The following is a 25506-nucleotide window of genomic DNA, read 5'->3' on the forward strand; positions in this document are numbered from 1 at the left end:
CTCGCCGGCTTCCCGGTCGCTGAGCGAGCGCCAGCGAGACGAAGCGTGTCTCCCGCACACGCCTGCCCCCGGTCGCTGAGCGAGCGCCAGCGAGACGAAGCGTGTCTCCCGCGCACGCGGGTTGCCGGTCGCTAAGCGAGCGCCAGCGAGCCGAAGCGGGTCTCGCGGGCACGCGGGTTGTCGGTCGCTGAGCGAGCGCCAGCGAGACGAAGCGTGTCACGCGGGTTCCCGGTCGCTGAGCGAGCGCCAGCGAGACGAAGCGTGTCACGCGGATTCCCGGTCGCTGAGCGAGCGCCAGCGAGACGAAGCGTGTCTCCCGGGCACGCCGGCCCTCGGTCGCTGAGCGAGCGCCGGCGAGACGAAGCGGGGGCGTCGACGCCGGGTCTACGGAGCCAGCTCGGCCGCCAGCATCCGGGTCTCGTCCGCGGTCCGGATGCGGCCGTCGAACACGTGACGGTGGGTGAGCGACAGCTCCTCGCCCGGCGCGAGCACGATGTGCTCGGCGAACGACGGCGACGGCGCGAGGATCGGGGTGGGGTCGCTGCGCACGAACCAGCGGATGGCGGGGGCGCCCGTCGAGGTGCCCGCGTAGGCGATGACGGTGCCGCCGCCGTCGACCTCGTCGTGCTCGCCCGAGAACGCCACCCACGGTGCCTCGGCGCCCATGATCGCGTCGGCGCCCGCGTCGTCGGGGAGGCCCCCGGCCAGCACCCGGCCGCCGGTCCACGCCCGCGGCATGCGGATCACGTAGCCGGTGTAGCCGGCGTTCGGGCGGCCCTGCGTCGTCGGGCTGCCGAGCTCGAGGTCGTGCCCGGCGATGTTGCGGAGGGTCGTGGCGAAGTCGAGGATCCACAGTCCGCGCTCCGGGTCGGCGCCGTGGAACCGGTGCGTCCGGTTCTCGGCGATCCAGGACTCGCCCGCCCGTGTGATCCAGGTCAGCTGCTCGGCGAACGACACCGCGGGACCGGCATCCACCACGTCCGAGAACGCGTCGTGACGCATGCGGCCGACGTTGTCGAGCTGCACGTACCCGCTCTCGCGGCGGAACGTCGGCCCGCCCCAGAAGTTCTGGCCCGACACGTGCGTCCAGGTCAGCTGCAGACCCTTGTGCCAGCGGTGGTCCCACGGCCGGTACGCGGTCAGGGGAGCGCCGTCGAGCGTGCGCAGCGGGTGAAGGAACGGCTTCGGTCCCTCTGACACCGCACCGCCGCCGTCGAACGCGTAGCGGGCGATGTCGATGCCGGCGGCGGTGACGACGGCCTCGGCGCCATCGATGCGGAGCGAGAGGTCGGTCATGGGTCCATTGTCGCCGAGCGCGACGGAAAACGCATTCCCAAAGTTTCCCTTGTCATCGCGGGAACTGTGCGGTTACAGTTGCGGGAGTTTCATCGAGGGTTAGTTTTATCCCTGTTCTTGGTGTCGACGTCGACACCGGTTGTCACCGCAGAGAGGCGGAGGATGGCTCTGAAAGAAGCGCCCCAGCAGGTGGCGCCACCCCCACGGCCGCTGCCGGAAGCGTCGCGGCCGCGCAAGCGCAAGTCGTTCTGGCAGCACGTCAAGGACAGCCGGATGCTGCTGCTCATGTGCGTGCCGGCGGTCCTGTACTTCATCGCCTTCAACTACGGTCCGCTGCCCGGCATCTGGATCGCGTTCACGAACTTCAACTACACGGACGGCATCTTCGGGAGCCCCTTCGTCGGCTTCAAGAACTTCGAGTTCCTGATCAAGTCCGGGCAGCTGTGGGTGCTGACGCGCAACACGATCCTCTACAACGTCGCGTTCATCGTGCTCGGGAACATCTTCCAGATCGCGATCGCGATCATGTTCAACGAGGTGCGCCTGCGGTACTTCAAGAAGATCACGCAGGGCGTCATGTTCCTGCCGTACTTCATCTCCGTGGTGCTGGTCGGCGTCATCGCGTTCAACCTGCTCAACTACGACACCGGTGCGCTCAACACGCTGATCAAGGAGACCGGCGGCGACCCGATCAAGATCTACAGCATGGCCGGCATCTGGCCGCTGATCATCATCCTGGTGTTCCTGTGGCAGAGCACCGGATACGGCTCGATCGTCTACTTCGCGGCCATCATGGGCATCGACAAGGGCCTGTTCGAGGCCGCCGCGATCGACGGGGCGTCGGCCTGGCAGCGCATCCGATACGTCATCCTGCCGAGCCTCAAGCCGACGTTCATCATCCTGCTGCTGTTCTCGCTGGGCGGCATCATGCACGGCAACTTCGGGTTGTTCTGGAACCTCGTCGGCAACAACGCCGCGCTGTTCAGTACCACGGACATCATCGAGACCTCCGTGTACCGGATGGTCATGTCGCAGAACAACTTCACGACGTCGACCGCCGTGGGCCTCTATCAATCGCTGTTCGGCTTCGCCATCGTCCTGCTGGCGAACTGGATCGTCCGGAAGATGAACAAGGACTATGCCCTCTTCTGATCTGCTGCTGCCGTCGGCGACCGAGACGCTGACCACCGTTTCCGGGAAGCGGCGCAGGCAGCGCTGGTGGACGCGGTCGAACCGCGCGCGTCCGGTGAAGCTCCAGCGCAGCGACTACGCGCTCCGCGGCATCTCGTACGTCTTCGTCACGTTCTTCTCGCTGTTCTGCCTGCTGCCGTTCGTCCTCATCCTGTCGGCGTCGTTCTCGAGCGAGGCGGCGATCCGCGAGAGCGGGTTCGGGCTGTTCCCCAAGGACTTCACCCTCGACGCCTACGAGTACATCTTCGCGGCGCCGCAGCAGATCCTGGGCTCCTACATCGTCACCATCACGATGACCGTCACGGGCACCGCGGTGGGCCTCATCATCATCGCGATGACGGGCTACGCGCTGTTCCGCCAGGACTTCCGGTTCCGCAACCAGATCACGTTCTTCATCTACTTCACGACGCTGTTCTCGGCGGGCCTGGCTCCGACGTTCCTGTGGGTGAGCCGCACGCTGGGACTGCGCGGGAGCTACCTCGCGGTCTGGCTGCCGCTGCTGATGACGCCGTGGCTCATCATCCTGATGAAGAACTTCATGCGCACCGTCCCGTACGAGGTGATCGAGTCGGGCAAGGTCGACGGGGCCGGCGACTTCCGGATCTTCTGGCAGCTGACGCTCCCGATGATGAAGCCCGCGCTGGCCACCGTCGGACTGTTCCTCGCCCTCGGGTACTGGAACGAGTGGTACCTGTCGTCGCTGTATCTCGGCAGCACGGTCGAATTCAAACCGCTGCAGTACTACCTGTACAACATCATCAACACGGCCAACGCCCTGCGGAACTCGGTCGCCGGCTCCAACGTCAGCATCACCGACCTGCCGAGCAACACCCTCAAGATGGCCAGCGCCGTGATCGCGACCGGTCCGATCCTGCTCGCCTACCCGTACGTCCAGCGCTACTTCGTCAGTGGCATCACCGTCGGCGCCGTGAAGGGCTGAATCCTCGCTGACGACAGCGGTCCCCGATGTGCGGGGATCGCCGATCGGGATGCCGTCCTCCCGGCCGTCCCGTCACCCACACCCACACCCCACCCAAGAGATGAGAGCCGAAGGAGCCTCACATGTCACACAGAATCATCAAGGGAGCCGCGGTCGTCGCGGCCCTCGGCCTGAGTGCCGGAGCGCTGGCGGGCTGCACCGCCGACAGCGGCGACGACTCGGGCAAGCCCACCGAGATCACCATGCTGGTGCTCGGCGACAAGCCCACCAACGGCCGCCTGGAGGCCATGCTCGACAAGCTGAACGAGAAGCTCGTGAAGCAGGCCAACGCCAAGCTCGACCTGTTCTACGTCGAGTGGGCCGACTGGCAGACGCAGTACAACCTGCAGCTGCTCTCGGGCGATGACAACGTCGACCTCATCACGACCGCGACGGACTGGCTGTTCGCGTGGGAGAACGCCGACAAGGGCGCCTTCTTGCCGCTGACCGAGGACATGCTGAAGGAGAACGCGCCCAAGACGTGGGCGCAGGTCGACGCGGACGGCGACTGGGACCTCACCAAGCTCGACGACCAGATCATGTTCATCCCCGAGGACAACTACACCCAGTACACCAACCACGGGTTCTTCTACCGCGGCGACTGGGCCACCGAGGCGGGGTTCGCGAACGGCGAGATCACGAAGTTCGAGGACTTCACGAAGTACTTCGAGTGGGTCAAGGCCAACAAGCCCGACGCGTACCCCTGGGATGTCGCCGGTGCCACCACCGGTGAGGCCACGCTCACGGGGTACCTGCAGGGCCACACGGACCTGGCGACCCTCCAGGGCGTGAGCGCCGGCAACTACGCGCCCTTCCAGATCTCGTCGTCCGACCCGTACGAGGTGTCGTCCTGGTACATGGACAGCGACGAGCTGGTCGACGCGGCCGAGCTCGCCAAGGAGTGGAACGACCTGGGCGTGTGGCGCGAGGACGCGATCAACTACGACGGCGACACCCGCGAGGAGTTCTACGCCGGGCTGTCGGGGGTCGACCAGCACCACACGCAGACCTACATCGGCAACATCGTGAACAACATGAACACGAAGCAGCCCGGCTCCGACCCGAAGATGTTCTACTGGGGCCAGGAGAACGGCAACGTCTTCAAGGACATCAAGACGCACGGGGCCATGGCGGTCAGTGCCAACTCGAAGCACCCTGAGAAGGCCCTGCAGGTGTACGACCTCCTCCGCAACGACGAGGAGGACTACGACCTCCTCAACTTCGGCATCGAAGGCACGGACTACATCCTCACCGACGACGGCAAGCTCACCTACCCCGAGGGCTACGACTCGTCGACCGACTCGCTCGGCTCCAACTTCTGGGCCGGCCGCATGGACGAGTTCGAGTACCCGAAGGCGACGGACGCGCCGAACAAGGACGAGATCTACGCGAACCTCGACAAGGTCGCCGGCGACTACCCGTACTCGACGCTCATCGTGAACAAGGATGCGATCGACCCCACGCTCGCGGCGATCGGCGGTGTGCTGTCGGAGTACATCCCGCAGCTCGAGTTCGGCAAGTTCGACGACCCCGCCGCGGCGGTCGCCGAGATGCGGCAGAAGCTGAAGGACGTCGGCTTCGAGGACGCCCGCGCCTCGATCCAGTCCGACCTCGACACCTGGGCAGAGGACCACAAGGTCGACTGACCCGTCCCGGCCGGGTGGGCCTGCGCGCAGTCCCACCCGGCCACCACCACCGACAGAGAGCAGCAGCATGGCCAGCATCTTCGCGCCGGACTCCACGCTGATGCGGTTCCTCACCCGCATCGCCGACCTGATGATCCTCAACGTGCTGTTCCTCGTGACCTCGCTCGCGGTCGTGACGCTGCCGGCATCCCTGACCGCGCTGTGCTTCGTCTCGCTGCGCATCGCGACCGACACCGACCGCACCATCGCGGGCGACTACCTCCGCTCGTTCCGGCAGAACTTCCGCCAGTCGACGCTCATCGGCCTGCTCATCGCGGCCGTCGGCGCGGCGCTGGTCGCCTGGTACGTCGTGGTGACCCAGCTGGTCTCCGACGGCATCCTGCGGTTCGTTCTGCTGGCGGTCTGGTACGTCCTCGTCTTCCTCGCCGCGATGTGGGCGCTGTACGTGTTCCCGTACCTCGCGAAGTTCGAGGGCACGACGCGCGAGGTGCTGCGCAACGCGCGGCTCATGTCGTTCCGGCATCCCCTCGCCCCGCTCACCGTCATCGTGCTGAGCGTCCTCGCCGCCGTCGTCACGATCTTCTCACCGCAGGCCACCGGCTACGGACTGCTGTGGCTGCTGATCGGCTTCGCGGCCATCGCCTTCCTCGGCGCGCTGGTGTACGCCCGCGTGTTCGAGCGCTATGCCCCCACCCCGACCCCCTCAGCCCAGGAAGAGGACTGATCCCCGCATGCGCACTTTCACCGTAGAGCGCTGGGCGTTCGCGCTCGCCGACGACCGCGACGCCTGGTCCAAGCGCCACGACGACTCGGCCTGGCGCGCGGTCCGCGTGCCCCACGACTGGAGCGTGGAGCTCGGCTTCGACCGCTCGGCATCCAGTGGCACGGGGTATCTGCCCGGCGGCATCGGGTGGTACCGCGCACACGTGTCGCTGCGCGAGCTGGGCGCGACGCCGGGGCAGCACGTCCGCCTCGCGTTCGAGGGCGTCTACAAGAACGCCGACGTGTGGGTGAACGGCTATCACCTGGGCGGGCGCCCGTCGGGCTGGGTCCCGTTCTCGTTCGATCTCACCGAACTGCTGGAGTACGCGCCGGACGACGATCTGGTGATCGCGGTGCGCGTCGAACACACCGACATCTCGGACTCCCGCTGGTACAACGGCTCGGGCATCACGCGCGCCGTCGCGCTGCAGGTGCACGAGGGCGTGCGGATCGGCGAGCACGGCACGGCCCTGACGACGCGATCGCTGGATGCCGCCTCCGCGGCGATCCGCGTCACCCACGCGCTCGAGTCCGATCTCGCCGAGCCCGTCGCCGTGCGCGTGCGGCACGAACTGCGGTCGCTGACGACGGACCGCGTGCACGAATTCGCGTCCGAGGCCGTCATCCCGGCAGCCGGGGCGATCGAGCTGGCCGTGGAGACCGTCGTGCCCGACCCCGAGCCGTGGTCCGACACCGATCCGCACCTGTACCGGCTCACCACGACCCTCCGCTGGCAGGCCGGTGACGCGGAGCCTCGGGCGCAGTACGAGCTCGTGACCGGCATCCGCACCATCGCGTTCGACGCCGGCACCGGGTTCTCGGTCAACGGCGAGCCCCGCGTGCTCAAGGGCGTGTGCCTGCACGAGGACGCCGGGACCCTCGGCGTCGCCGTGCCGCCCGCGGTGTGGCTGCGGCGCCTGCTGTCGCTGCAGCGCATGGGGGCCAACGCCGTCCGGATGGCGCACAACCCGCACGCGTCGGAGCTGTACGCCATGTGCGACGCACTCGGCCTGTTCGTGATCGACGAGGCGTTCGACGAATGGGAGAACCCCAAGAACAAGTGGTGGCAGGGTCACAACGTCTACCCGCCGCGCCATGAGGGGTACGCCAAGGACTTCCCGCAGTGGCACGAGCGCGACCTCGTCGCGACGATCCAGGCGCACCGGCACCACCCGTCGGTCATCGCGTGGAGCATCGGCAACGAGGTCGACTATCCGAACGACCCGTACGCGAGCCCGCTGTTCGACGAGATGACGGGCAACAACGACGCGAACAAGCCGGCCGCCGAGCGCGTCTACGACCCGAGCCGGCCCGACGTCCGGCGGCTCACGACGCTCGCCCGGCGACTCGCCGGCATCACGCGGCGCGCCGACCCGTCGCGGCCGGTGACCTTCGCGGCGGCGTTCCCCGAGCTGTCGAGCCGCACCGGGCTCTTCGAGGAGCTCGACGTCGTGGGCTACAACTACAAGGAGCACCTGTACGAGGACGACCATGAGCGCTTCCCCGACGTGCCGTTCCTCGGCAGCGAGAACGGGCACGGCTACGCGCAGTGGCTCGCGGTCGTGCGCAACGACTTCATCGCCGGGCAGTTCCTCTGGACCGGCGTCGACTACCTCGGTGAGGCGCACGGCTGGCCGATCCACGGCTCGGGCGCGGGCCTGCTGACCCTCGCCGGCTTCGAGAAGCACGCGTGGCATCTGCGACGCAGCTGGTGGACGGACGAGCCGGTCGCCCACCTCGCGACGCGTCCGCACGTCGAGGGCGCGGGAGCCGACTTCTGGTCGCACCCGATCGCGCGCGCGTGGGATGCCGCCGACCCGCGTCCTGTCGAGGTGCTGGTGTTCGCGAACGGCGACGAGCTCTCACTGTCGTGCGGCGGCGAGGAGCTCCCGCTCGTACGCGACGACGTCCACGGCTACTGGACCGCCGTGACGCACGCCCGCGCCGAGCCGCTCGTGCTGGAGTCGCGGCGTGACGGCGAGGTGGTGGCGCGCGACGAGCTCGCCGCCCGTGGCGAGGCCGTGCGCATCGAGGCGCAGGTGTGGATGCCGCCGGCCGAGGCGGCCGCGGTGTGCACGGCCGCCGGCATCCCTCTCGACGGCGTCGTGCAGATCGAGTGCACCCTGCGTGACGCCACAGGTGGGATCGCCCGCGACGAGCGCGTCGTGCTCGTCGACGTCGAAGGGGGCGAGCTGCTCGGCATCGAGAACGGTGACCTCGCCGACAACACGCCGTACCCGACCGCGGCACGAGCGACGCGCGACGGTCGGGCGGTCGTGTACGTCCGTGCCCACGGGCGCACGGCGGTGCGCGTGCACGCCGAGGGGCTCGCCGACGGCAAGGCGGAGTTCGGTGCGTGACATACTGGCCGGATCCGAGGGTGCAGGAGTGAGCATGGGGGCGCTGCGGAGGACCTCGCGCGACATCCGCAGTGACTCGCGCCTCGACGTTCTGCACGCGGTGCTGTCGGCCGGTGAGACGACGCGCAACGAGCTCACGCAGACGACGGGCCTCAGCCCCGCGACGGTGGCCACCGTCGTCGGCGACCTGATCGGCGAGGGGATCGTCGTCGAGACGAAGGTCACCGCCGGCCGGATCGGGCGTCCGACGGCGACGCTCGCGATGAACGCCGCGCGCGGGCGGGTGGTCGGCGTCGACGTCGCCGAGACCTACGTGCGGGCCGTCGTGTTCGATGCGGCGCTCAACCAGCTCGCCCACGCCGAAGTGGCCCGCGACGAGCACGTGCTGGACCCCGACTCGGTCGTGGAGGGGATCGGGCGTGCCGTGGACCTCGTGCTCGCCGAGGGTGGAGTGGGCCGAGACGAGGTGCTCGGCGTCGGAGTCTCTCTCCCCGGCCTCGTGCAGGGACCCACCTCGGTGTCGGTCGTGGTGCCGAACTGGACGTGGCACGAACTCGAGCTCGACCGGCTGCGGGAGCGCGTCGGCATGCCGCTGGTGATCGACAACCCGTTGAAGGCGATGGCGACCGCCGAGCTGTGGCTCGGTCGCGGCCGCTACTACTCCAGCTTCGTGACCATCAACCTCGGCACCGGAGTGGGGGCCGGCATCGTGCTCGAGCGGCGCATCCTGCGCGGCGCGACGAACTCCGCAGGCGAGTGGGGGCATTCGCTGCTGGTGCTCGACGGCCGACGCTGCCGCTGCGGCCGGCACGGCTGCGTCGAGGCGTATCTGGGCGTGCCCGGCATCCAGCAGACCCTCCGCGAGATCGCCCCCGAGCACCCGCTCGTCGGGATCGACGCGCAGAGCGACTTCATCGCGGCGCTCGCGCACGCCGCGGCCGGTCCCGAGCCGGACCCGGCGGCGACCGAGGCGATCGCACGCACCGCGTACTACCTGGGCTCGGCGCTCGCCGACCTCGTCGCGGTCGTGAATCCGGAGGTCGTCACGCTCACCGGCTGGACGACGTGGGCCCTCGGCGACGAGCTGCTGCCCGCCACGCGGCGGCACCTGCTGGAGCAGTCGCCGGGCTGGTCGGCCCGCGACCTCGTGCTGGAGGTGTCGACCGTCGAGGGCAACTCGGTCGCGACCGGCGTGGCGACGACCGCGCTGGAGCGCCACCTCGCCGACGTCGGCCTGCTCACGACCCAGGTCCCGATCGCGCTCTGACGCGATCGGGGACCGGGACCGGCGACTCTCAGGCGCCCGCGAGCGCCTGAGACACCACTTCGCGGGCCTCGGCCTGCACCTGCGCGAGGTGCTCGGGGCCTCGCAGCGACTCGGCGTACAGCTTGTAGACGTCCTCGGTGCCCGACGGGCGGGCGGCGAACCAGGCGTGCTCGGTCTGCACCTTCAGTCCGCCGATCGCCGCGCCGTTGCCGGGCGCGTGCGAGAGCTTCGCGGTGATGGGCTCGCCGGCGAGCTCTGTCGCGGTGACGGCCTCGGGAGCGAGCTTGCCGAGCGCCGCCTTCTGTGCGGGGGATGCCGGAGCATCCACCCGCTGGTAGGCCGAGGCCCCGAACTCGGCCTCGAGCTCTGCGTAGCGCTGCGACGGCGTCTTGCCTGTCACGGCGATGATCTCGGACGCGAGCAGGCACAGCAGGATGCCGTCCTTGTCGGTCGTCCACACCTGGCCGTCGAAGCGCAGGAACGACGCCCCGGCCGACTCCTCGCCGCCGAAGGCCACCGAGCCGTCGAGCAGCCCCGGCACGAACCACTTGAACCCGACCGGGACCTCCAGCAGCCGCCGGCCCAGCGACTCGGCCACGCGGTCGATGATCATCGAGCTGACGAGGGTCTTGCCGACTGCGGCATCCGCCGACCACTGCGGGCGGTGCGAATACAGGTAGTCGATCGCGACGGCCAGGTAGTGGTTGGGGTTCATGAGCCCGGCGTCGGGGGTGACGATGCCGTGGCGGTCGGCGTCCGCGTCGTTGCCGGTGAGCACGTCGTACTCGTGACGGCGGCCGATGAGCCCGGCCATCGCCGACGGCGAGGACGGATCCATGCGGATCTTCTCGTCCCAGTCGAGCGTCATGAAGCGCCACGTCGGGTCGACGTCGGGGTTCACGACGGTGAGGTCGAGGCCGTGCACCTCGGCGATGAGCGCCCAGTACTCCACCGACGCACCGCCCAGCGGGTCGGCGCCGATCCGCACGCCGGCGCGGCGGATGGCCTCGACGTCGATGATGTTCGCGAGATCGCGCACGTACGCGTCGCGGAAGTCGTAGTCGCCGAGGCTGTCGCCGTCGATGTCCTTGAACGGCGTCCGGTTGACGCCCTCCAGGCCCGCGGCGATGAGCTCGTTCGCCCGGTCCGCGATCCAGCCGGTGGCGTCGGTGTCGGCCGGTCCGCCGTTCGGCGGGTTGTACTTGAAGCCGCCGTCGCGCGGCGGGTTGTGGCTGGGGGTCACCACGATGCCGTCGGAACGGCCGGGGTCGGCGGCATCCCTCCCGCGGTTGTACGTGAGGATCGCGTGGCTGAGCGCGGGGGTCGGCACCCACGAGTCGCGGGAGTCGACGCGGACGTCGACGCCGTTCGCGACGAGCACCTCGATCGCGCTGCGTTCGGCCGGGAGCGACAGTCCGTGCGTGTCGCGACCGAGGAACAGCGGTCCCTCCACGCCCTGCGACCGGCGGTAGTCCACGATCGCCTGGGTGGTCGCGAGGATGTGCGCCTCGTTGAAGCTGCCCGACAGCGACGAGCCGCGATGGCCGCTCGTGCCGAACACAACGCGCTGCTCGGCGACCGTGGGGTCTGGCGAGATGTCGTAGTAGGCGGCGATGAGCTCATCGATGTCGATGAGGTCGGAGGGTTCGGCGGGCTGTCCTGCGCGACTCATGCGCCCTAGTCTGCCCGCCCGCGGCGCCGGGCGCACGGTCGGTGACGCTTGGTGCCTATGGATCCGGCCTGAATGACGGCCACGGCGTCCGGCACGACGGCCGGGCTAGGCTGGCACGCGTGACTTCCGAGCTCGCCGGTACCCAGGACTCCGCCCCCGTGCGCCGCACGTACAGCTTCCTGGGACCCGCGGGGACGTTCACCGAGGCCGCGCTCGCCCAGGTCCCCGAAGCCCGAGGCCACGAATGGCGCCCCGTGCGCAATGTCGGCGAGGCCCTCGCCGACGTGGTCGAGGGCCGCTCGGACGCAGCCATGATCGCGATCGAGAACTCCGTCGACGGCGGTGTCTCGACGGCGCAGGACGCGCTCGCGACGATCCCCGGGCTGCGGATCGTGGGGGAGTACCTCGTCCCCGTCGAGTTCGTGCTGGTCGGACGTCCGGGTGCCCGCCTGCAGGATGTGTCGCTGATCGCCGCGCATCCCGTGGCGTACGCGCAGTGCCTGCAGTGGCTGTCGCGCGAGCTGCCCGCGCACTCGCACGTGCCCGCCGCGAGCAACGTGGCGAGCGCGATGGGCCTCCTCGACGGCTCGAGCGACGCGGACGCCGCGATCGCCCCTCCCGGGATCCTCGAGCACCACGAGCTCGAGCTGCTCGCCTCCAACATCGGCGACAACCCCAACGCGGTGACGCGCTTCGTCCTCGTCGCCCGCACGGTCGTGCCGCCGGAGCCGACCGGAGCAGACAAGACCTCGCTCATCGTCGAACTGCCCGACGACCACCCGGGCGCACTGCTGGAGATGCTGGAGCAGTTCGCGACGCGCGGCATCAACCTGTCGCTGCTGGCGTCGCGCCCCATCGGCGACGAGCTCGGCCGCTACCGGTTCGTCGTCGACGCCGACGGGCACCTGCAGGACGAGCGCATGGCCGACGCCCTCATGGGCCTGCGCCGCTTCAGCCCGCGCGTCACGTTCCTCGGCTCCTACCCGCGCGCCGACCGCGCCGTCGTCCACTACCCGGAGCGCTACGCCGACGACGTCTTCGTCGAGGCGCGCGACTGGCTGCGCGGTCTGCTGTCCGGCGAGCCCGAAGGCCAGGACTGACCCGTCCCGGAGCCTGACTCCGCACGCGGGAACCGGCGTCCGCCGCCCGATCGTGAGGCACGCTCCGGCCGCGACGGGGGTCGTCAGGGCGTGCGCGCGCTCGTACCCTCGGTGTTGCGGGCACGCTGGGGTGCCTGTTCCGAGCGAACGGGGGGTTCCTCATGTCCACCTCTGCCGATGCCGCTCCCGCCGGGGCGGCCGATTCCGATCCCGGTGCCTCGGTCGACGCGTACGCCGAGCGGATGCTGGGTGCCGCGCTCGGCTGGATCGACCTCATGGCCGCGTACTTGGGCGACCGTCTCGGGTGGTACCGCAGCCTCGCCGAGGCCGGACCGGCCACCGCCGACGAACTCGCCGCCCGCACCGGGACCGCACCGCGCTACGCCAGGGAGTGGCTGGAGCAGCAGGCGGTGAGCGGCATCCTCGTCCTGACCCCGGACGACGACGGGATGCCGGCATCCCGTCGCTTCTCCCTCCCACCGGGCCCCGCGGAGGCGCTGGTAGACCAGGGCAGCCTCTCGTACCTCGCGCCGCTTCCCCGGCTGTTCGCGGCGGTCGGCGGACAGCTGCCCGGGCTGATGGACGCCTACCGCACCGGCGGCGGGGTGGGCTGGGCGCAGTTCGGGGCCGACGCGCGCGAGGCCCAGGCGGACCTGAACCGCCCGTGGTTCGGGGAGCTCGAGCGGGTGTTTGCCGAGGTGGATCCCCTCCGGACCGTTCTCACCCGTCCCGGGGCGCGCATCGCCGACGTCGGCATGGGCGGGGGCTGGTCCTCCATCGCCCTGGCGCAGGCGTACCCGGGCCTCACGGTCGACGGCTTCGACGTCGACGAGCCGTCGATCCGTCTCGCGAGGGCCAACGCCGATGAGGCGGGTGTCGCCGACCGGGTCGCCTTCCACCATGCCGACGGCGACGGACTCGACCGCCACGGGCCGTTCGACGCGGCGTTCGCGTTCGAATGCGTGCACGACATGCCGCGGCCGGTGGACGTGCTCGCGGCCATGCGCCGCGCCGTCCGCGGCGGCGGACCCGTCGTCGTCATGGACGAGGCGGTCGGCGAGCGCCTGATGGCGCCGGGAGACGACGTGGAACGGCTGATGTATGGGTTCAGCCTGTTCTGCTGCCTGCCGGACGGTCTGTCGCACCCGCAGAGCGTCGGCACGGGGACCGTCATGCGTCCGGACACGCTGCGCGGTTACGCCCGCGACGCGGGATTCGCCGACGTCGAGATCCTGCCGATCGAGGACTTCAGCTTCTTCCGGTTCTACCTGCTCACGAGCTGAGCCGACGGTCAGCCGAGCTCGGCCGCCAGCAGCTCGAGCGTCTGCACGCGGCCGGGCGCGGCATCCATCGGCTCGTTCTCGTACGAACCGGCGATCGGCGAGATCATGATCTCGTCTACCCCGTGCGTGCCCGCGAAGGCGCGGAGCTCGGATGCCACGGCCTCCGGCGTCCCGACGAACCAGTTCGCGCGGGCCGAGGTCATGAACGACTCGCCGAGCGCGTCGAAGTCGGCGGCGCCGGCCACCGCCTGCTCCACCGTCTCGAGGGCGATGAGCGGGCGGTTCGTGCGCAGCCGCGCCGTCATGCGCAGGTTGGGCAGGGCGCGCTCGTCGGCCTCGGCCTGCGTCGGGGCGACGAGCACGTTGGCGGTGAGGAACGTGCGCGGCGCGGCGAGGGTCTCGGACGGCACGAACGCCGTGCGGTACAGCTCCAGCGCCCGCTCGAGCCCGTTGCCCGAGAAGTGGTTCGCGAACACATACGGCAGACCCAGCGCGGCGGCGAGCTGCGCGGAGTAGTCGCTCGATCCGAGCAGCCACACCTCGGGCGTCGTGGTCGCCGCCGGCGTCGCGTGCACGTCGTACGTGCCGCCCGACGTGAACCGGAGGGCTGCGCCGTCCGGTGCGACCAGCGACAGGATGTCGCGCACGTGGTCGGGGAACCGCTCGACGTCGCTCGTCGTGCCGCTCTGGCGGAGCAGCTGGGTGATGACCGGGTCCGAGCCGGGCGCCCGGCCGATGCCGAGGTCGATGCGACCCGGCGCCAGCGCCTCGAGCGCGGCGAACTGCTCGGCCACCACGAGCGGCGAGTGGTTCGGGAGCATGACGCCTCCCGAACCCAGGCGGATGCGCTCGGTGCGCGCCGCCGCGGCCGCCGCCAGCACCGGCGGCGTCGTCGACGCGACCGCCGGCATGTTGTGGTGCTCTGCGAACCAGTACCGGCGGAAGCCGAGGCGGTCCGCGGCGGCGACCACGCCGAGGGATGCCGCCACCGCCTGCGCGCTCGTCTGGCCGGTGCGCACCGGCACCAGGTCGAGGACGGACAGGGCGGGGGAGGGGGACTCGATGCTCATCCTCAGCGACAACCCGCCACCGCCCGCCCGGTATTCCGGATCACGCCGCCGTGTCCCGCTCTTTCGCATCCGTGTCCCGCGGTCCGCCGCTCCGGGGCCGCTCAAGCGGGTGATCGTGGGACACGGGGCCGAAGGGCTCGCGGATCAGGGCAGGCGATTGGCGATCGCGAGGTTCGCGCGCAGCTCGTCGGCGTTCTGACGGACGACGTACGCCGGGCGGTCGCGCTCCAGGCGCCACGACTCGCTGAGCGGTCCCGCGCTGACGGTGTCGTAGCCGAGGGCGTCGTAGATGCCGGTGACGACCTCGACGGCGTCGTCGTGGTCGCTCGCGGTGCCGAGCGCCCTCCGGTCGGCGGTGCCGGCGGGGAGACCCGTCGTGTTGATGTCGGAGGCGAGGATCTGGTTGAACGCCTTCACGACCTTCGACGTCGGCAGGTGGTCCTGCACGAGCTGCGACGTCGTCGTCTCGCCGCGGTCGAGGGCCTCGATGTGGCCGTCGCGCTCGAAGTAGTAGTTGTTGGTGTCGAGCACGACCTTGCCCGAGAGCGGGGCGACGGGCACGGACTCCAGCGCCTTCAGCGGCACCGTCACGACGGCGATGTCGGCGGCCGCGGCGGCATCGGCGGCGGTGGCTGCGGTGACTTTCGGGCCGAGCCCGGCGACCACGCCCGCGAGCGTCTCGGGTCCTCGCGAGTTGGAGATCACGACGTCGTAGCCGAGTCCCGAGAAGGCCTGCGCGAGGGCGCTGCCGATGTGTCCTGCACCGATGATTCCGATTGTCGTCATGACGGTGCGCAACCGCTGCGTGCGGCGCGGGTATTCCGGCATCCCTCACTTTCATCGACTTGCGCGATTCTGCAAGTTCTTGCGTACACTGAGCGCATGTCGAAGCGTCTCGCCGAAGTGGCGCGCAAGGTCGGAGTCAGCGAAGCCACCGTCAGCCGCGTGCTCAACGACAAGCCCGGGGTGTCGGACGCCACGCGCCAGGCCGTGCTCACCGCCCTCGACGTGCTCGGCTACGAGCGGCCCACCAAGCTGCGCGGCGAGCGTGCACGGCTCGTCGGCCTGGTGCTCCCCGAGCTGCAGAACCCGATCTTCCCCGCGCTCGCCGAGATCATCGGCGGCGGTCTCACCCAGAACGGGTACACGCCGCTGCTGTGCACGCAGAACGCCGGCGGCATCACCGAGTCCGACTACGTCGATCTGCTGCTGCAGCAGCAGGTGTCGGGCGTGATCTTCCTCGGCGGCAACTACAGCCAGGCGGACGCCGCCCACGAGCACTACGAGCGCATCCGCCAGGTGAACCTGCCCACCGTGCTGGTGAACGCCCGCATCGACGCGCTCGACTTTGCGACCGTGTCCACCGACGACGCCGCCGCCGCCGAGCAGGCGATCCAGCACCTGCACCAGCTCGGGCACCGCCGCATCGGCATGCTCATGGGGCCGCTCGACCACATCCCCTCGCAGCGCAAGCTCGCGGCGGCCCGGCGGCTGCTGGAACGCCTGGGATCGCCGCTCGATGAGAGCCTCGTGGTGCGCGGGCTCTACTCCCTCGAATCCGGTCAGGCCGGGGCATCCCGCCTCTTCGCGGCGGGCGCCACGGCCGTCGTGTGCGCGAGCGACCCGCTGGCGCTGGGAGCTGTGCGGGCCGCACGCCGATCGGGCCTCGGCGTGCCGGACGACGTCAGCGTCGTCGGGTACGACGACTCGTTCCTGATGAGCTGCACCGAGCCTCCGCTGACCACGGTGCGCCAGCCCATCGAGTCGATGGGCCGCACCGTGATCGACCTGCTGCTGTCGCAGATCGCCGGCACGACCGAGGCGGGCGACGAGCTGCTCTTCGAGCCCGAGCTCGTGCTGCGCGCCTCCACAGGCCCCGCCGCCCGCTGACCGCGCCCCCTCCGCCGCATTGCGCGTGGGCCCCCGCGGGCGGCCCGCTGCGCCTGCGCCCGCACCCCGACGATCGCGGAGATCACGCGTCATTCGGACGTGTGCTGCCGAGGCGTCCGAGTCACGCGAGATCTCCGAGCCTGCCGCGTGGGACGACATTGCGACGGGATGCCGCGCACGTTGCACAATCGTGATCTTGCGTAACTTTGTCAAAGAGTTGCGTTAACCGATCCGGCGTCGTACATTCTCTCCATCTAGTCTTTCCATCAACGACGAGGAGATCCGTGGACACCGAGGTCCTGATGCACGGTGCACCTGCCGTGCCCGCCGGCGACGACGCGCTGTGGTGGCGCTCCGCGGTCATCTACCAGGTCTACGTGCGCAGCTTCGCGGACGGGAACGGCGACGGCACCGGCGACCTCGCGGGGGTGCGGGCCCACCTCGGCTACCTCAAGGACCTCGGCGTGGACGCCATCTGGTTCAACCCCTGGTACCCGAGCCCGCTGGCCGACGGCGGCTACGACGTGCAGGACTACCGTGACATCGACCCGCGCTTCGGGACGCTGGCCGAGGCCGAGCTGCTGATCGAAGAGGCCCTGGCCCTCGGCATCCGCACCATCATCGACGTCGTGCCGAACCACATCTCGGAGCAGCACCCGTGGTTCCAGGCGGCGCTCGCCGCCGGCCCCGGCAGCCCCGAGCGCGAGCGGTTCTGGTTCCACCCCGGCAAGGGCGAGGACGGGTCCGAGATCCCGACGCACTGGGTGTCGAGCTTCCAGGGTGAGACGTGGACGCGCACGGTGAACCCGGACGGCACGCCGGGGGAGTGGTACCTCCACATGTTCACCCCCGAGCAGCCCGATCTCAACTGGAACCACCCCGACGTGCGCCGCGAGCACGAGGACATCCTGAGGTTCTGGTTCGACCGCGGTGTCGCGGGCGTGCGCATCGACTCGGCGGCCCTCCTCATCAAAGACGCGGACCTGCCCGAGGTGGGCGAGAAGCAGGGCCCCGGGCAGCACCCCACCGAGGACCGTGACGAGCTGCACGACGTGTACCGCTCCTGGCGCGCGATCGCCGACTCCTACCCCGGCACGCGCGTCCTGGTCGGCGAGATCTGGGTGCCCGACATCGTGCGGTTCACCAACTACCTGCGCCCCGACGAGATGCACACCGCCTTCAACTTCGACTTCCTGGCGCGGCCGTGGGGCGCGGCATCCTTCCGCGAGTCCATCGCCGCGACGCTCGAGGCGCACGCGCCCGTCGGCGCGCCGAGCACGTGGGTGCTCAGCAACCACGACGTGACGCGCCCGGTCACCCGGTACGGCCGCGAGGACACCGCGTTCGCGTTCCTCAAGAAGCGGTTCGGCGTTCCGACCGACCCCGAGCTCGGTCTGCACCGCGCCCGCGCGGCGGCTCTGCTCGTCGCGGCGCTGCCGGGGAGCCTCTACATCTATCAGGGCGACGAGCTCGGGCTGCCCGAGGTCGAGGACCTGCCGCTGCACCTCATCGAGGACCCGATGCACTTCCGTTCCGGCGGCACCGATCCGGGACGCGATGGATGCCGGGTGCCGCTGCCGTGGGCCGGCGACCGTGCCCCGTTCGGGTTCAGCCCCGACGGCGCGGAGCCCTGGCTGCCGCAGCCGGCGGGGTGGAGCGGACTCACCGTCGCCGCGCAGGAGGTCGACCCGACGTCGACGCTCAACCTCTACCGCGCCGCCCTGCGCCTGCGCCGCGAGCTGCCGGAGCTCGGTGACGGCCCGCTCGAGTGGTGGGACGACGGCCCCGGCTTCGGCGGCCGCACCGGCACCGGACACGGCGCAGACCTCCTCGCCTTCCGGCGTGGCGACCGCTTCGCGTGCGTCGTCAACGCCGGCGAAGACCCGGTCGCGTTGCCCCCCGGCGCGACCGTCCTCCTCTCGAGCTCACCGCTCGAGGCGGGCGAACTGCCCGGAGACGCCGCCGTGTGGCTGCGTCTTGAATCCCCGTCCCACACCGACACCCACACCACCCCGGAGGCGTCCGCGCCGAGAGGCTGACGCGGAACCACCACAAGAAAGGAAAGACGATGAAGTCACCAGCACGGGTCCTGCTCGCCGGTGTCGCCACCCTGGCGACCGTCGGCGCACTCGTCGGCTGCTCTGCGGCCGGCGGCGACGACAGCAGCAGCGGAAAGGTCGAGCTGCGCGTCGCGACCTTCCCGCCCGGCGCGGACGCGGCGGCGTACGAAGCGTTCGCGACGCAGGAGAAGCAGTTCGAGAAGCTCAACCCCGACATCGACATCATCGGTGTCGAGTACGAGTGGGAAGGGCCGACCTTCGCCGTCCAGCTCGCCGGCGGCAGCCTGCCCGACGTGTTCACCGTCCCGTTCACCGACGCCAAGACGCTGCTCGAGAACAAGCAGCTCATGGACGTCACCGACGAGATGAACGACCTCGGCTACACCGACAGCTTCAACCCGATCATCCTCGACGCGGTCACGGGCGACGACGGTCACATCTACGGCTTCCCGCGCCAGGCGTACGCCAACGCGCTGACGTACAACCGCGAGCTGTTCGAGGCCGCCGGGCTCGACCCCGACGCCCCGCCCACCACGTGGGACGAGGTGCGCGAGGACGCCAAGAAGATCGCGGATGCGACCGGCAAGGCCGGCTACTCGCAGATGGCCATCAACAACACCGGCGGCTGGCAGCTGACGACGGCGACGGCGGCCCGCGGCGGTCGCACGCAGACCGACAACGAGGACGGCTCCGCGACCTCGACGATCGACAACGACGCCACGAAGGCCGCGCTGCAGTTCCTGCACGACCTGAAGTGGGAGGACAACTCGTTCGGCTCCAAGATCGACCTCGACTGGGGCACGATCAACCAGGAGTTCGCGGCCGGCAACATCGGCATGTACACGACCGGATCCGACATCTACACCGCCCTGGTCCGTGACTTCGGTCTCGACCCGGACGTGTACGGCATGACCGTCATCCCCGTCGAGGGCGAGGACGGCGGCCCGCTGGGCGGCGGCGACATCGCGGTGATGAGCCCGACGATCGACGACAAGACCAAGGCCGCCGGCGTCAAGTGGATCGACTGGTACTACATGCAGAAGCTCCTCAACGAGGATGCCGCGGTGCAGGACGCCAAGGCCCTCGCCGACTCGGACCAGGCCGTCGGCACCCCGGTGCTCCCGGTCCTCAGCCGTGAGCTCTACGAGGAGTCCCTCACCTGGATCGAGCCGTACATCAACGTGCCCCGCGACCAGATGAAGCCGTTCACCGACAACATCTGGGACCAGACGCCGGTCGGCGAGCCGAAGAAGTCGACGCAGGAGGTCTACGCTCTGCTCGACGAGGTCGTGCAGACCGTCCTGACCGACGAGAACGCCGACATCGACGCCCTTCTCGCTCAGGCGCAGACGGACGCTCAGGCGATCCTCGACAAGTAAGAGCGGAGCGGATGCCGCGGCCCCGGGCCGCGGCATCCGTCTCGCTCCTCGCACCCCGTTCTCTGCACGCTCCCGAACCCGACCGAGGCCGATGATGACCGCGACCCTTCCCGAAAGACCGGCAGCCGCTGCCGTGCCGCCCCCGCCGGCGCCCGAGCGGCGCAAGATCCGGCGGACCCCTCTGACCTGGTACCGCGGCGGGGGGCTGTGGAATCTGCTGTTCGTCCTGCCGATGCTGTTCGTGTTCGTGTTCTTCTCGTGGTCGCCGATCGTGCAGTCGGTCATCATGAGCCTGCAGAAGACGAACATGATCGTGTCCGAGTGGGTCGGGCTCGACAACTACATCACCGTGCTCACCGACCCGCAGCTGGGCAGCGCGGTCATCAACACCATGTACTTCGCGGTGCTGGCGCTGCTGTTCGGCTTCCCGCTGCCGCTGCTGATGGCCGTGCTGATGAGCGAGGTGCGGCGCGGCAAGGGACTGTACTCCGCGCTGGCCTATCTGCCCGTCGTGATCCCGCCGGTCGTCGCCGTCCTGCTGTGGAAGTTCTTCTACGACTCGTCGCCCAACGGCGTGTTCAACACGGCTCTGAGCTGGTTCGGCATCCCGCCGCAGCCGTGGATCTCCAGCGCCGTGCAGGCGATGCCGTCGCTCGTGCTCGAGGCGACGTGGGCCGCGGCCGGCGGATCGATCATCATCTACCTCGCCGCCCTGCTGTCGGTGCCGCCGGAGCTGTACGACGCGGCCGAGGTCGACGGCGCCGGCATCTGGCGCAAGGTGTGGCACGTCACGCTGCCGCAGCTGCGCGGCATCCTCTTCATCATGCTGATCCTGCAGGTCATCGCGACCGCGCAGGTGTTCCTCGAGCCGTTCCTGTTCACCGGCGGCGGTCCGGCGGGGGCGACCAAGACGATCCTGCTGTACATCTACGACAAGGCGTTCCGCAACAGTCTGGGCGGCGACTACGGCGAGGCCACCGCCGTATCGGTGCTGCTGGCGATCGTGCTCGGCATCCTGTCGTGGCTCTACTTCAAGCTGACCAACCGCTGGAGCACCCAATGAGCGCCCCCATGACGACCTCGCCCATTCGGGAGGGCATGCGCGGCTTCGTCTCGCGCCGCAACGTCTTCGGACGCCGCAAGGCGAACTCGATCGACGATCTGGCCGAGCGCACGATCATCTCCTCGTCCGAGCGTCGCCGCACCGGCAACCGCATCGGCATGTCGGTCACGCACGTCTTCCTCTTCGTCACGCTCCTCATCGCCGGCCTCGGGCCGATCCTGTGGCTGGCGAAGTCGGCGATCACCCCGACGCAGGACACCATCCAGCAGCCGTTCGCGCTGTGGCCGAACGGCATGGACTGGGCGAACCTGTCGACGGCGTGGAACGACATCCACATCGACCAGTACTTCTTCAACACCATCGTCATCGCGCTCGGAGCCTGGTTCACGCAGCTGTTCATCGCGACGACGGCGGGCTACGCGCTCTCGGTGCTGCGGCCCAAGTACGCGCCGGTCCTGAACGCTCTCGTGCTGGCGACCCTGTTCATCCCCGGGATCGTCCTGCTGGTGCCGCTGTATCTGACGATCGTGAACCCGCCGTTCCTGCCCGACGGCGCCAACCTGCTCAACAACTACCTCGCGGTGTGGCTGCCGATGGGCGCGAACGCGTTCAACATCCTGCTCGTCAAGCGCTTCTTCGACAACCTGCCGCGCGAGGTGTTCGAGGCGGCGAAGACCGATGGCGCCGGCCCGTTCCGGCTGTTCTGGTCGGTGGTGCTCCCGATGTCGAAGCCGATCCTCGGCGTCGTCTCGGTGTTCGCGATCATCGCCGCGTGGAAGGACTACCTCTGGCCGATGCTGGTGCTGCCGAACCCGGTCGTCCAGCCGCTGTCGGTGCGCCTGCCCGCGGTCCAGTCGCAGACGGAGCTCGACGTGTTCCTCGCCGCGCTGGCGATCGCCACGCTCATCCCGATCGCGATGTTCCTGCTGTTCCAGTCGGTGTTCCTGCGGTCGGCAGGCCTCGGCGGCGCGGTCAAGGGCTGACACCTCGGCAGGCTCAGTGACCCGCACCTTCGGTCGCTGAGCCTGTCGAAGCGGAGCCCCTTCGCGGAGCCGGAGGCCGCGGCATCCACTCGCCGCCGGCGCGACTTCAGAGCCCGGTGGTGTCGTGCCCGCGCGGAACGACCGCCAGCAGGCCGCCGGGGGAGACGTGCACGCGGACGGCGGTGGCGACGCCGAACTCGTCGCCGTCGAGCTGCACCGGGTGCGAGTCCTGCGCCGCCAGCTCGATGCCCGCACCACGCGTGTAGACGACCGAGTTGTCCTTCGTCCGCAGCGACAGCACCTGGCGGCCGGCGCGGAACCGGCGCAGCACGCTGTTGTCCCACGCGACGCGACGCCACACGAACAGCCAGCCGAACAGGCCCTTGGGCTGGAAGATGACGACGTCGAGGTCGCCGTCGGCGACGGACGCGCCGGGGATGAGCTCCAGGCCCGCGGGGAGCGAGCCGCAGTTGGCGAACAGCACGCTCTGCACCTTCGTCGAGTGCAGCTTGCGCCCGGCGAGCTGATACATGACGCGGAAGGGCTTGGCGCCCGGCAGCGCCCGCGCCGCGCCGTCGACGTACGCGACCCAGCCGACGGTCTTCTTCAGCTGCGGACGGGTGTTGGCGATCATCGCCGCGTCGAGGCCGATCCCGCCCATCACGACGAACGCGTGCTCGGCGGCGTCGCCGTCGGGGCGGGTGATGCGGCACCAGCCGACGTCCATCGCGAGGGTGTCGCCGTCGAACACCGCCTGCACCATCGCGGCCGGATCGGTGAGCGGCAGCTTGAGATTGCGGGCCAGCAGGTTGCCGGTGCCGCTCGGCACGATCGCGAGCGGAACCCCGCTGCCGTCCATCGCCTCCGACACGGCGCGCACCGTGCCGTCGCCGCCCGCCACGAGCACCGTGGCGGCGCCTGCCGCCAGCGCCTCGCGGGCGACGCCGTCGCCGAGGTCCTCGACCGTCGTCTCGTAGAACGCGGGCTCCGCCCAGCCGGCCGCGGCCGACAGCCGCGTGACCGTGGCGCGCAGCGCCGGCGCGTCGACCTTGATCGGGTTGTAGACGAGCGCGGCCTGCCTCGTGGCGGCGGCGGCTTCGGTCATGGGTTCACCCTAGTGCCGTGCGGCGGTGCGTGAGCCGAGTTCAGGATGCCGCATCCTCACGCGTGACTAAGCTTGCAGGGTGATCGATCCCGTGCTGCTCCGCGACAATCCCGAGCTGGTCAAGCGCTCGCAGGAGGCGCGGGGCGAATCGCCCGACACCGTCGACGCCGCGCTCGCCGCGGACCGCGAACGCCGGGCGGCCATCACGGCGTTCGAAGAGCTCCGGGCGGCGCAGAACGCGCACGGCAAGCGCGTCGCGCAGGCTCCCAAGGAGGAGAAGGCGGCCCTGGTCGCCGAGGCCAAGGAGCTCAGCGAGCGGGTGAAGCAGGCCCAGCACGCCGTGGGTGTCGCGGAGGCGGCATCCGCCGATGCGTTCGGCCTGATCGAGAACATCGTCGTCGACGGGGTACCCGCGGGCGGCGAGGACGACTTCATCACGCTGCGGACCCATGGCGAGATCCCCGCGTTCGACTTCGAGCCGCGCGATCACCTGGAGCTCGGCGAGAAGCTCGGCGCGATCGACATGGAGCGCGGCACGAAGGTGTCGGGCAGCCGCTTCTACTTCCTCACCGGTGTGGGCGCGCGCCTCGAGATCGCGCTCATGAACCTCGCCCTCGACCGCGCGCTGCAGGCCGGCTTCACGCCGATCATCCCGCCCACGCTCGTGCGTCCCGAGGTCATGCAGGGCACCGGCTTCCTCGGCAAGCACTCGGCCGAGGTGTACCACCTCGAGGATCAGGACCTGTACCTCGTCGGCACGAGCGAGGTCCCTCTCGCCGGCTACCACATGGGCGAGATCCTCGACCTGTCGCGCGGCGCCAAGCGCTACGCGGGCTGGTCGACCTGCTACCGCAGCGAGGCAGGGTCGTACGGCAAGGACACCCGCGGCATCATCCGTGTGCACCAGTTCAACAAGCTGGAGATGTTCGTCTACACGACTCCCGAGGACGCCGAAGCCGAGCACCTGCGCCTGGTCGCACTGCAGGAGGGCATGCTGCAGGACCTGGGCCTGTCGTACCGCGTGATCGACGTCGCCGCGGGAGACCTCGGCTCGAGCGCCGCGCGCAAGTACGACGTCGAGGCGTGGGTGCCCACCCAGGGCGCCTACCGCGAGCTCACGTCGACCTCCAACTGCACCACGTACCAGGCGCGTCGCCTCGACATCCGGTATCGGCCCGAGGACGCCGGCAGGACGCACCCGGTCGCGACCCTCAACGGCACCCTGGCGACGACCCGCTGGATCGTCGCGCTGCTGGAGACCCACCAGCGCGAAGACGGCTCCGTCACGGTGCCCGAGGTGCTGCGGCCCTTCCTCGGAGGTCTCGAGGTCCTGGAGCCGATCGCGTGAGCGACGCGCACCTGCCCGCGACGGGGTCGATCAAGGTCGTCCGGCCGAAGAAGGCCGCAAAACTCGTCGAGCAGGTCGCGCGCGACACCGAGGACCCCCGGGTCGAGACGTCGCGACTGCTCATCGCGCTCGACATCGACGGCACCGTCATCCTCGAGGACGAGTCGCTCAGCCCGGGAGTCGTGGATGCCGTCGAGCACGCGCATCGCGCCGGTCACGAGGTGATGGTGGCCACCGGTCGCAGCTGGGAGGGCACCCGCGGCATCCTCCGAGTCCTCGGCATCGCCCCGGAGTTCGCGGTGTGCTCGAACGGCGCCGTCGTGCTCAAGCGCCTCGAGGGCGACGAGCTGCTGTACGAGCGGTGGCACGTCGAGACGTTCGATCCGCGCGAGGTGCTGGATCAGCTGCGCGACCACCTGCCCGATGCCCGCTACATGGTCGAGCTCGCCGACGGGCAGCGCCTGTACACGGAGCCGCTCGAGGACTGGAACCTCACCCGGGCCCGCCGCGTGACGTTCGAGGAGCTCGGCGCGCAGCCGGTCTGCCGCGTCGTGGTCGTCTCGCCCGATCAGGGTGAGCAGGACTTCGTCGAACTCGTGTCGCACATCGGCCTCAACCACGTCTCGTACGCCGTCGGCTGGACCGCTTGGCTCGACATCGCTCCGCTCGGGGTCGACAAGAGCACGGGCCTCGAGCGCGTGCGTACCGCGCTCGGCATAGACCCCGCCCACGTGCTGGTGATGGGTGACGGACGTAACGACGTCGGCATGTTCCGCTGGGCGCTCGACCACGGCGGTCGCGCCGTCGCGATGGCGCAGGGCCCTCAGGAGGTCCGGGATGCCGCGGGCGAGACCACCACGTCGGTGCAGGCCGGCGGCGTCGCGGCGGTGCTGCGCCAGCTGTGAGCCTCGGTCGCTGAGCCTCCGATCCCCGCGCCTGCCGAAGCACCTGCCTGGAGTGTCGCGGCGGGCGCTTTCCAGAGGATTGCCAGCCGGCGTTGGAAGAATGACAGGCGGGGCTGTCGGCTAGACTCGACCCCTGTTCGACGGATG

20 protein-coding genes are annotated in these 25506 nt (G+C 69.9%); 15 read left to right on the forward strand and 5 right to left on the reverse strand.

The annotated features are described in order from the left end of the window. Positions 1–384: 384 nt before the first annotated feature. Positions 385–1296 carry a PmoA family protein gene (locus tag ACFWJ8_RS16910; protein WP_378813718.1) on the reverse strand — a complete coding sequence of 304 codons (912 nt, stop codon included), beginning with the start codon at positions 1294–1296 and terminating at the stop codon, positions 385–387. 162 nt (positions 1297–1458) lie between these two features. Between ACFWJ8_RS16910 and ACFWJ8_RS16915 the strand changes: the two genes are divergently transcribed. From ACFWJ8_RS16915 to ACFWJ8_RS16940, 6 genes are all read left to right on the forward strand, one after another. Further along, entirely contained in the window at positions 1459–2448 is a 990-nt protein-coding gene (locus ACFWJ8_RS16915) for an ABC transporter permease (protein WP_378813720.1), read from the forward strand. After that, positions 2435–3427 (forward strand): carbohydrate ABC transporter permease, encoded by a 993-nt coding sequence (locus ACFWJ8_RS16920; RefSeq protein ID WP_378813722.1) that lies wholly within the window; start codon positions 2435–2437, stop codon positions 3425–3427. The genes ACFWJ8_RS16915 and ACFWJ8_RS16920 overlap by 14 nt, the downstream gene beginning before the upstream one ends. A 122-nt stretch (positions 3428–3549) precedes the next feature. Then, complete coding sequence (locus tag ACFWJ8_RS16925) at positions 3550–5112, forward strand: DUF3502 domain-containing protein (RefSeq protein ID WP_378813724.1); 1563 nt, start codon at positions 3550–3552, stop codon at positions 5110–5112. A gap of 67 nt (positions 5113–5179) precedes the next feature. Continuing rightward, entirely contained in the window at positions 5180–5836 is a 657-nt protein-coding gene (locus tag ACFWJ8_RS16930) for a YesL family protein (RefSeq protein ID WP_378813726.1), read from the forward strand. Positions 5837–5843: 7 nt separating this feature from the next. Next, a complete protein-coding gene (locus tag ACFWJ8_RS16935; RefSeq protein WP_378813728.1) occupies positions 5844–8234 on the forward strand; it encodes a glycoside hydrolase family 2 TIM barrel-domain containing protein in 2391 nt (796 codons plus the stop codon). Then, a complete protein-coding gene (locus ACFWJ8_RS16940) occupies positions 8227–9501 on the forward strand; it encodes an ROK family protein (RefSeq protein WP_378813730.1) in 1275 nt (424 codons plus the stop codon). The genes ACFWJ8_RS16935 and ACFWJ8_RS16940 overlap by 8 nt, the downstream gene beginning before the upstream one ends. 28 nt (positions 9502–9529) lie before the next feature. Here the strand turns inward: ACFWJ8_RS16940 and pgm are convergent, their stop codons facing one another. Further along, positions 9530–11173 carry a phosphoglucomutase (alpha-D-glucose-1,6-bisphosphate-dependent) gene (gene pgm, locus ACFWJ8_RS16945; RefSeq protein WP_378813732.1) on the reverse strand — a complete coding sequence of 548 codons (1644 nt, stop codon included), beginning with the start codon at positions 11171–11173 and terminating at the stop codon, positions 9530–9532. Positions 11174–11292: 119 nt separating this feature from the next. Here pgm and pheA point away from each other — a divergent pair, with 119 nt between their 5' ends. Both pheA and ACFWJ8_RS16955 read left to right on the forward strand, forming a co-directional pair. Next, positions 11293–12273: a prephenate dehydratase gene (gene pheA, locus ACFWJ8_RS16950; protein ID WP_378813733.1), complete on the forward strand. Its 981-nt coding sequence runs from the start codon at positions 11293–11295 to the stop codon at positions 12271–12273. A gap of 161 nt (positions 12274–12434) precedes the next feature. Next, complete coding sequence (locus ACFWJ8_RS16955; protein WP_378813735.1) at positions 12435–13556, forward strand: class I SAM-dependent methyltransferase; 1122 nt, start codon at positions 12435–12437, stop codon at positions 13554–13556. An 8-nt stretch (positions 13557–13564) separates the two neighbouring features. Here the strand turns inward: ACFWJ8_RS16955 and ACFWJ8_RS16960 are convergent, their stop codons facing one another. Beyond that, positions 13565–14626 carry an LLM class flavin-dependent oxidoreductase gene (locus ACFWJ8_RS16960; RefSeq protein WP_378813737.1) on the reverse strand — a complete coding sequence of 354 codons (1062 nt, stop codon included), beginning with the start codon at positions 14624–14626 and terminating at the stop codon, positions 13565–13567. Positions 14627–14770: 144 nt separating this feature from the next. Then, complete coding sequence (locus tag ACFWJ8_RS16965; RefSeq protein ID WP_378813739.1) at positions 14771–15412, reverse strand: NADPH-dependent F420 reductase; 642 nt, start codon at positions 15410–15412, stop codon at positions 14771–14773. Positions 15413–15508: 96 nt separating this feature from the next. Between ACFWJ8_RS16965 and ACFWJ8_RS16970 the strand changes: the two genes are divergently transcribed. The 5 genes from ACFWJ8_RS16970 to ACFWJ8_RS16990 all read left to right on the forward strand — a co-directional run bounded on the left by ACFWJ8_RS16970 (position 15509) and on the right by ACFWJ8_RS16990 (position 22001). Beyond that, positions 15509–16516: a LacI family DNA-binding transcriptional regulator gene (locus ACFWJ8_RS16970; protein WP_378813741.1), complete on the forward strand. Its 1008-nt coding sequence runs from the start codon at positions 15509–15511 to the stop codon at positions 16514–16516. Between the two features lie 302 nt (positions 16517–16818). After that, positions 16819–18555 carry a glycoside hydrolase family 13 protein gene (locus tag ACFWJ8_RS16975; protein WP_378813869.1) on the forward strand — a complete coding sequence of 579 codons (1737 nt, stop codon included), beginning with the start codon at positions 16819–16821 and terminating at the stop codon, positions 18553–18555. 29 nt (positions 18556–18584) lie between these two features. After that, positions 18585–19955, forward strand: a complete 1371-nt coding sequence (locus tag ACFWJ8_RS16980; RefSeq protein WP_378813743.1) for an ABC transporter substrate-binding protein — start codon at positions 18585–18587, stop codon at positions 19953–19955. 94 nt (positions 19956–20049) lie between these two features. After that, positions 20050–21018, forward strand: a complete 969-nt coding sequence (locus ACFWJ8_RS16985) for a carbohydrate ABC transporter permease (RefSeq protein WP_378813745.1) — start codon at positions 20050–20052, stop codon at positions 21016–21018. A gap of 8 nt (positions 21019–21026) precedes the next feature. Further along, positions 21027–22001, forward strand: coding sequence for a carbohydrate ABC transporter permease (locus ACFWJ8_RS16990; RefSeq protein WP_378813747.1), 975 nt, complete (start codon positions 21027–21029; stop codon positions 21999–22001). A 106-nt stretch (positions 22002–22107) separates the two neighbouring features. On the opposite strand, the gene ACFWJ8_RS16995 is transcribed toward ACFWJ8_RS16990, so the two are convergent. Next, the gene (locus tag ACFWJ8_RS16995; protein ID WP_378813749.1) at positions 22108–23106 is read right to left on the reverse strand and encodes a diacylglycerol/lipid kinase family protein; all 999 of its coding nucleotides are present in this window, start codon (positions 23104–23106) and stop codon (positions 22108–22110) included. A 79-nt stretch (positions 23107–23185) separates the two neighbouring features. Here ACFWJ8_RS16995 and serS point away from each other — a divergent pair, with 79 nt between their 5' ends. Both serS and ACFWJ8_RS17005 read left to right on the forward strand, forming a co-directional pair. Continuing rightward, positions 23186–24454 (forward strand): serine--tRNA ligase, encoded by a 1269-nt coding sequence (serS, locus tag ACFWJ8_RS17000; protein ID WP_378813750.1) that lies wholly within the window; start codon positions 23186–23188, stop codon positions 24452–24454. Continuing rightward, the gene (locus tag ACFWJ8_RS17005) at positions 24451–25359 is read left to right on the forward strand and encodes an HAD family hydrolase (RefSeq protein WP_378813752.1); all 909 of its coding nucleotides are present in this window, start codon (positions 24451–24453) and stop codon (positions 25357–25359) included. Before serS ends, ACFWJ8_RS17005 begins: the two co-directional genes overlap by 4 nt. The last annotated feature ends 147 nt before the right edge of the window (positions 25360–25506 follow it).

The sequence above is a fragment of the Microbacterium sp. NPDC058389 genome, assembly GCF_042722305.1.
GTDB lineage: Bacteria > Actinomycetota > Actinomycetes > Actinomycetales > Microbacteriaceae > Microbacterium.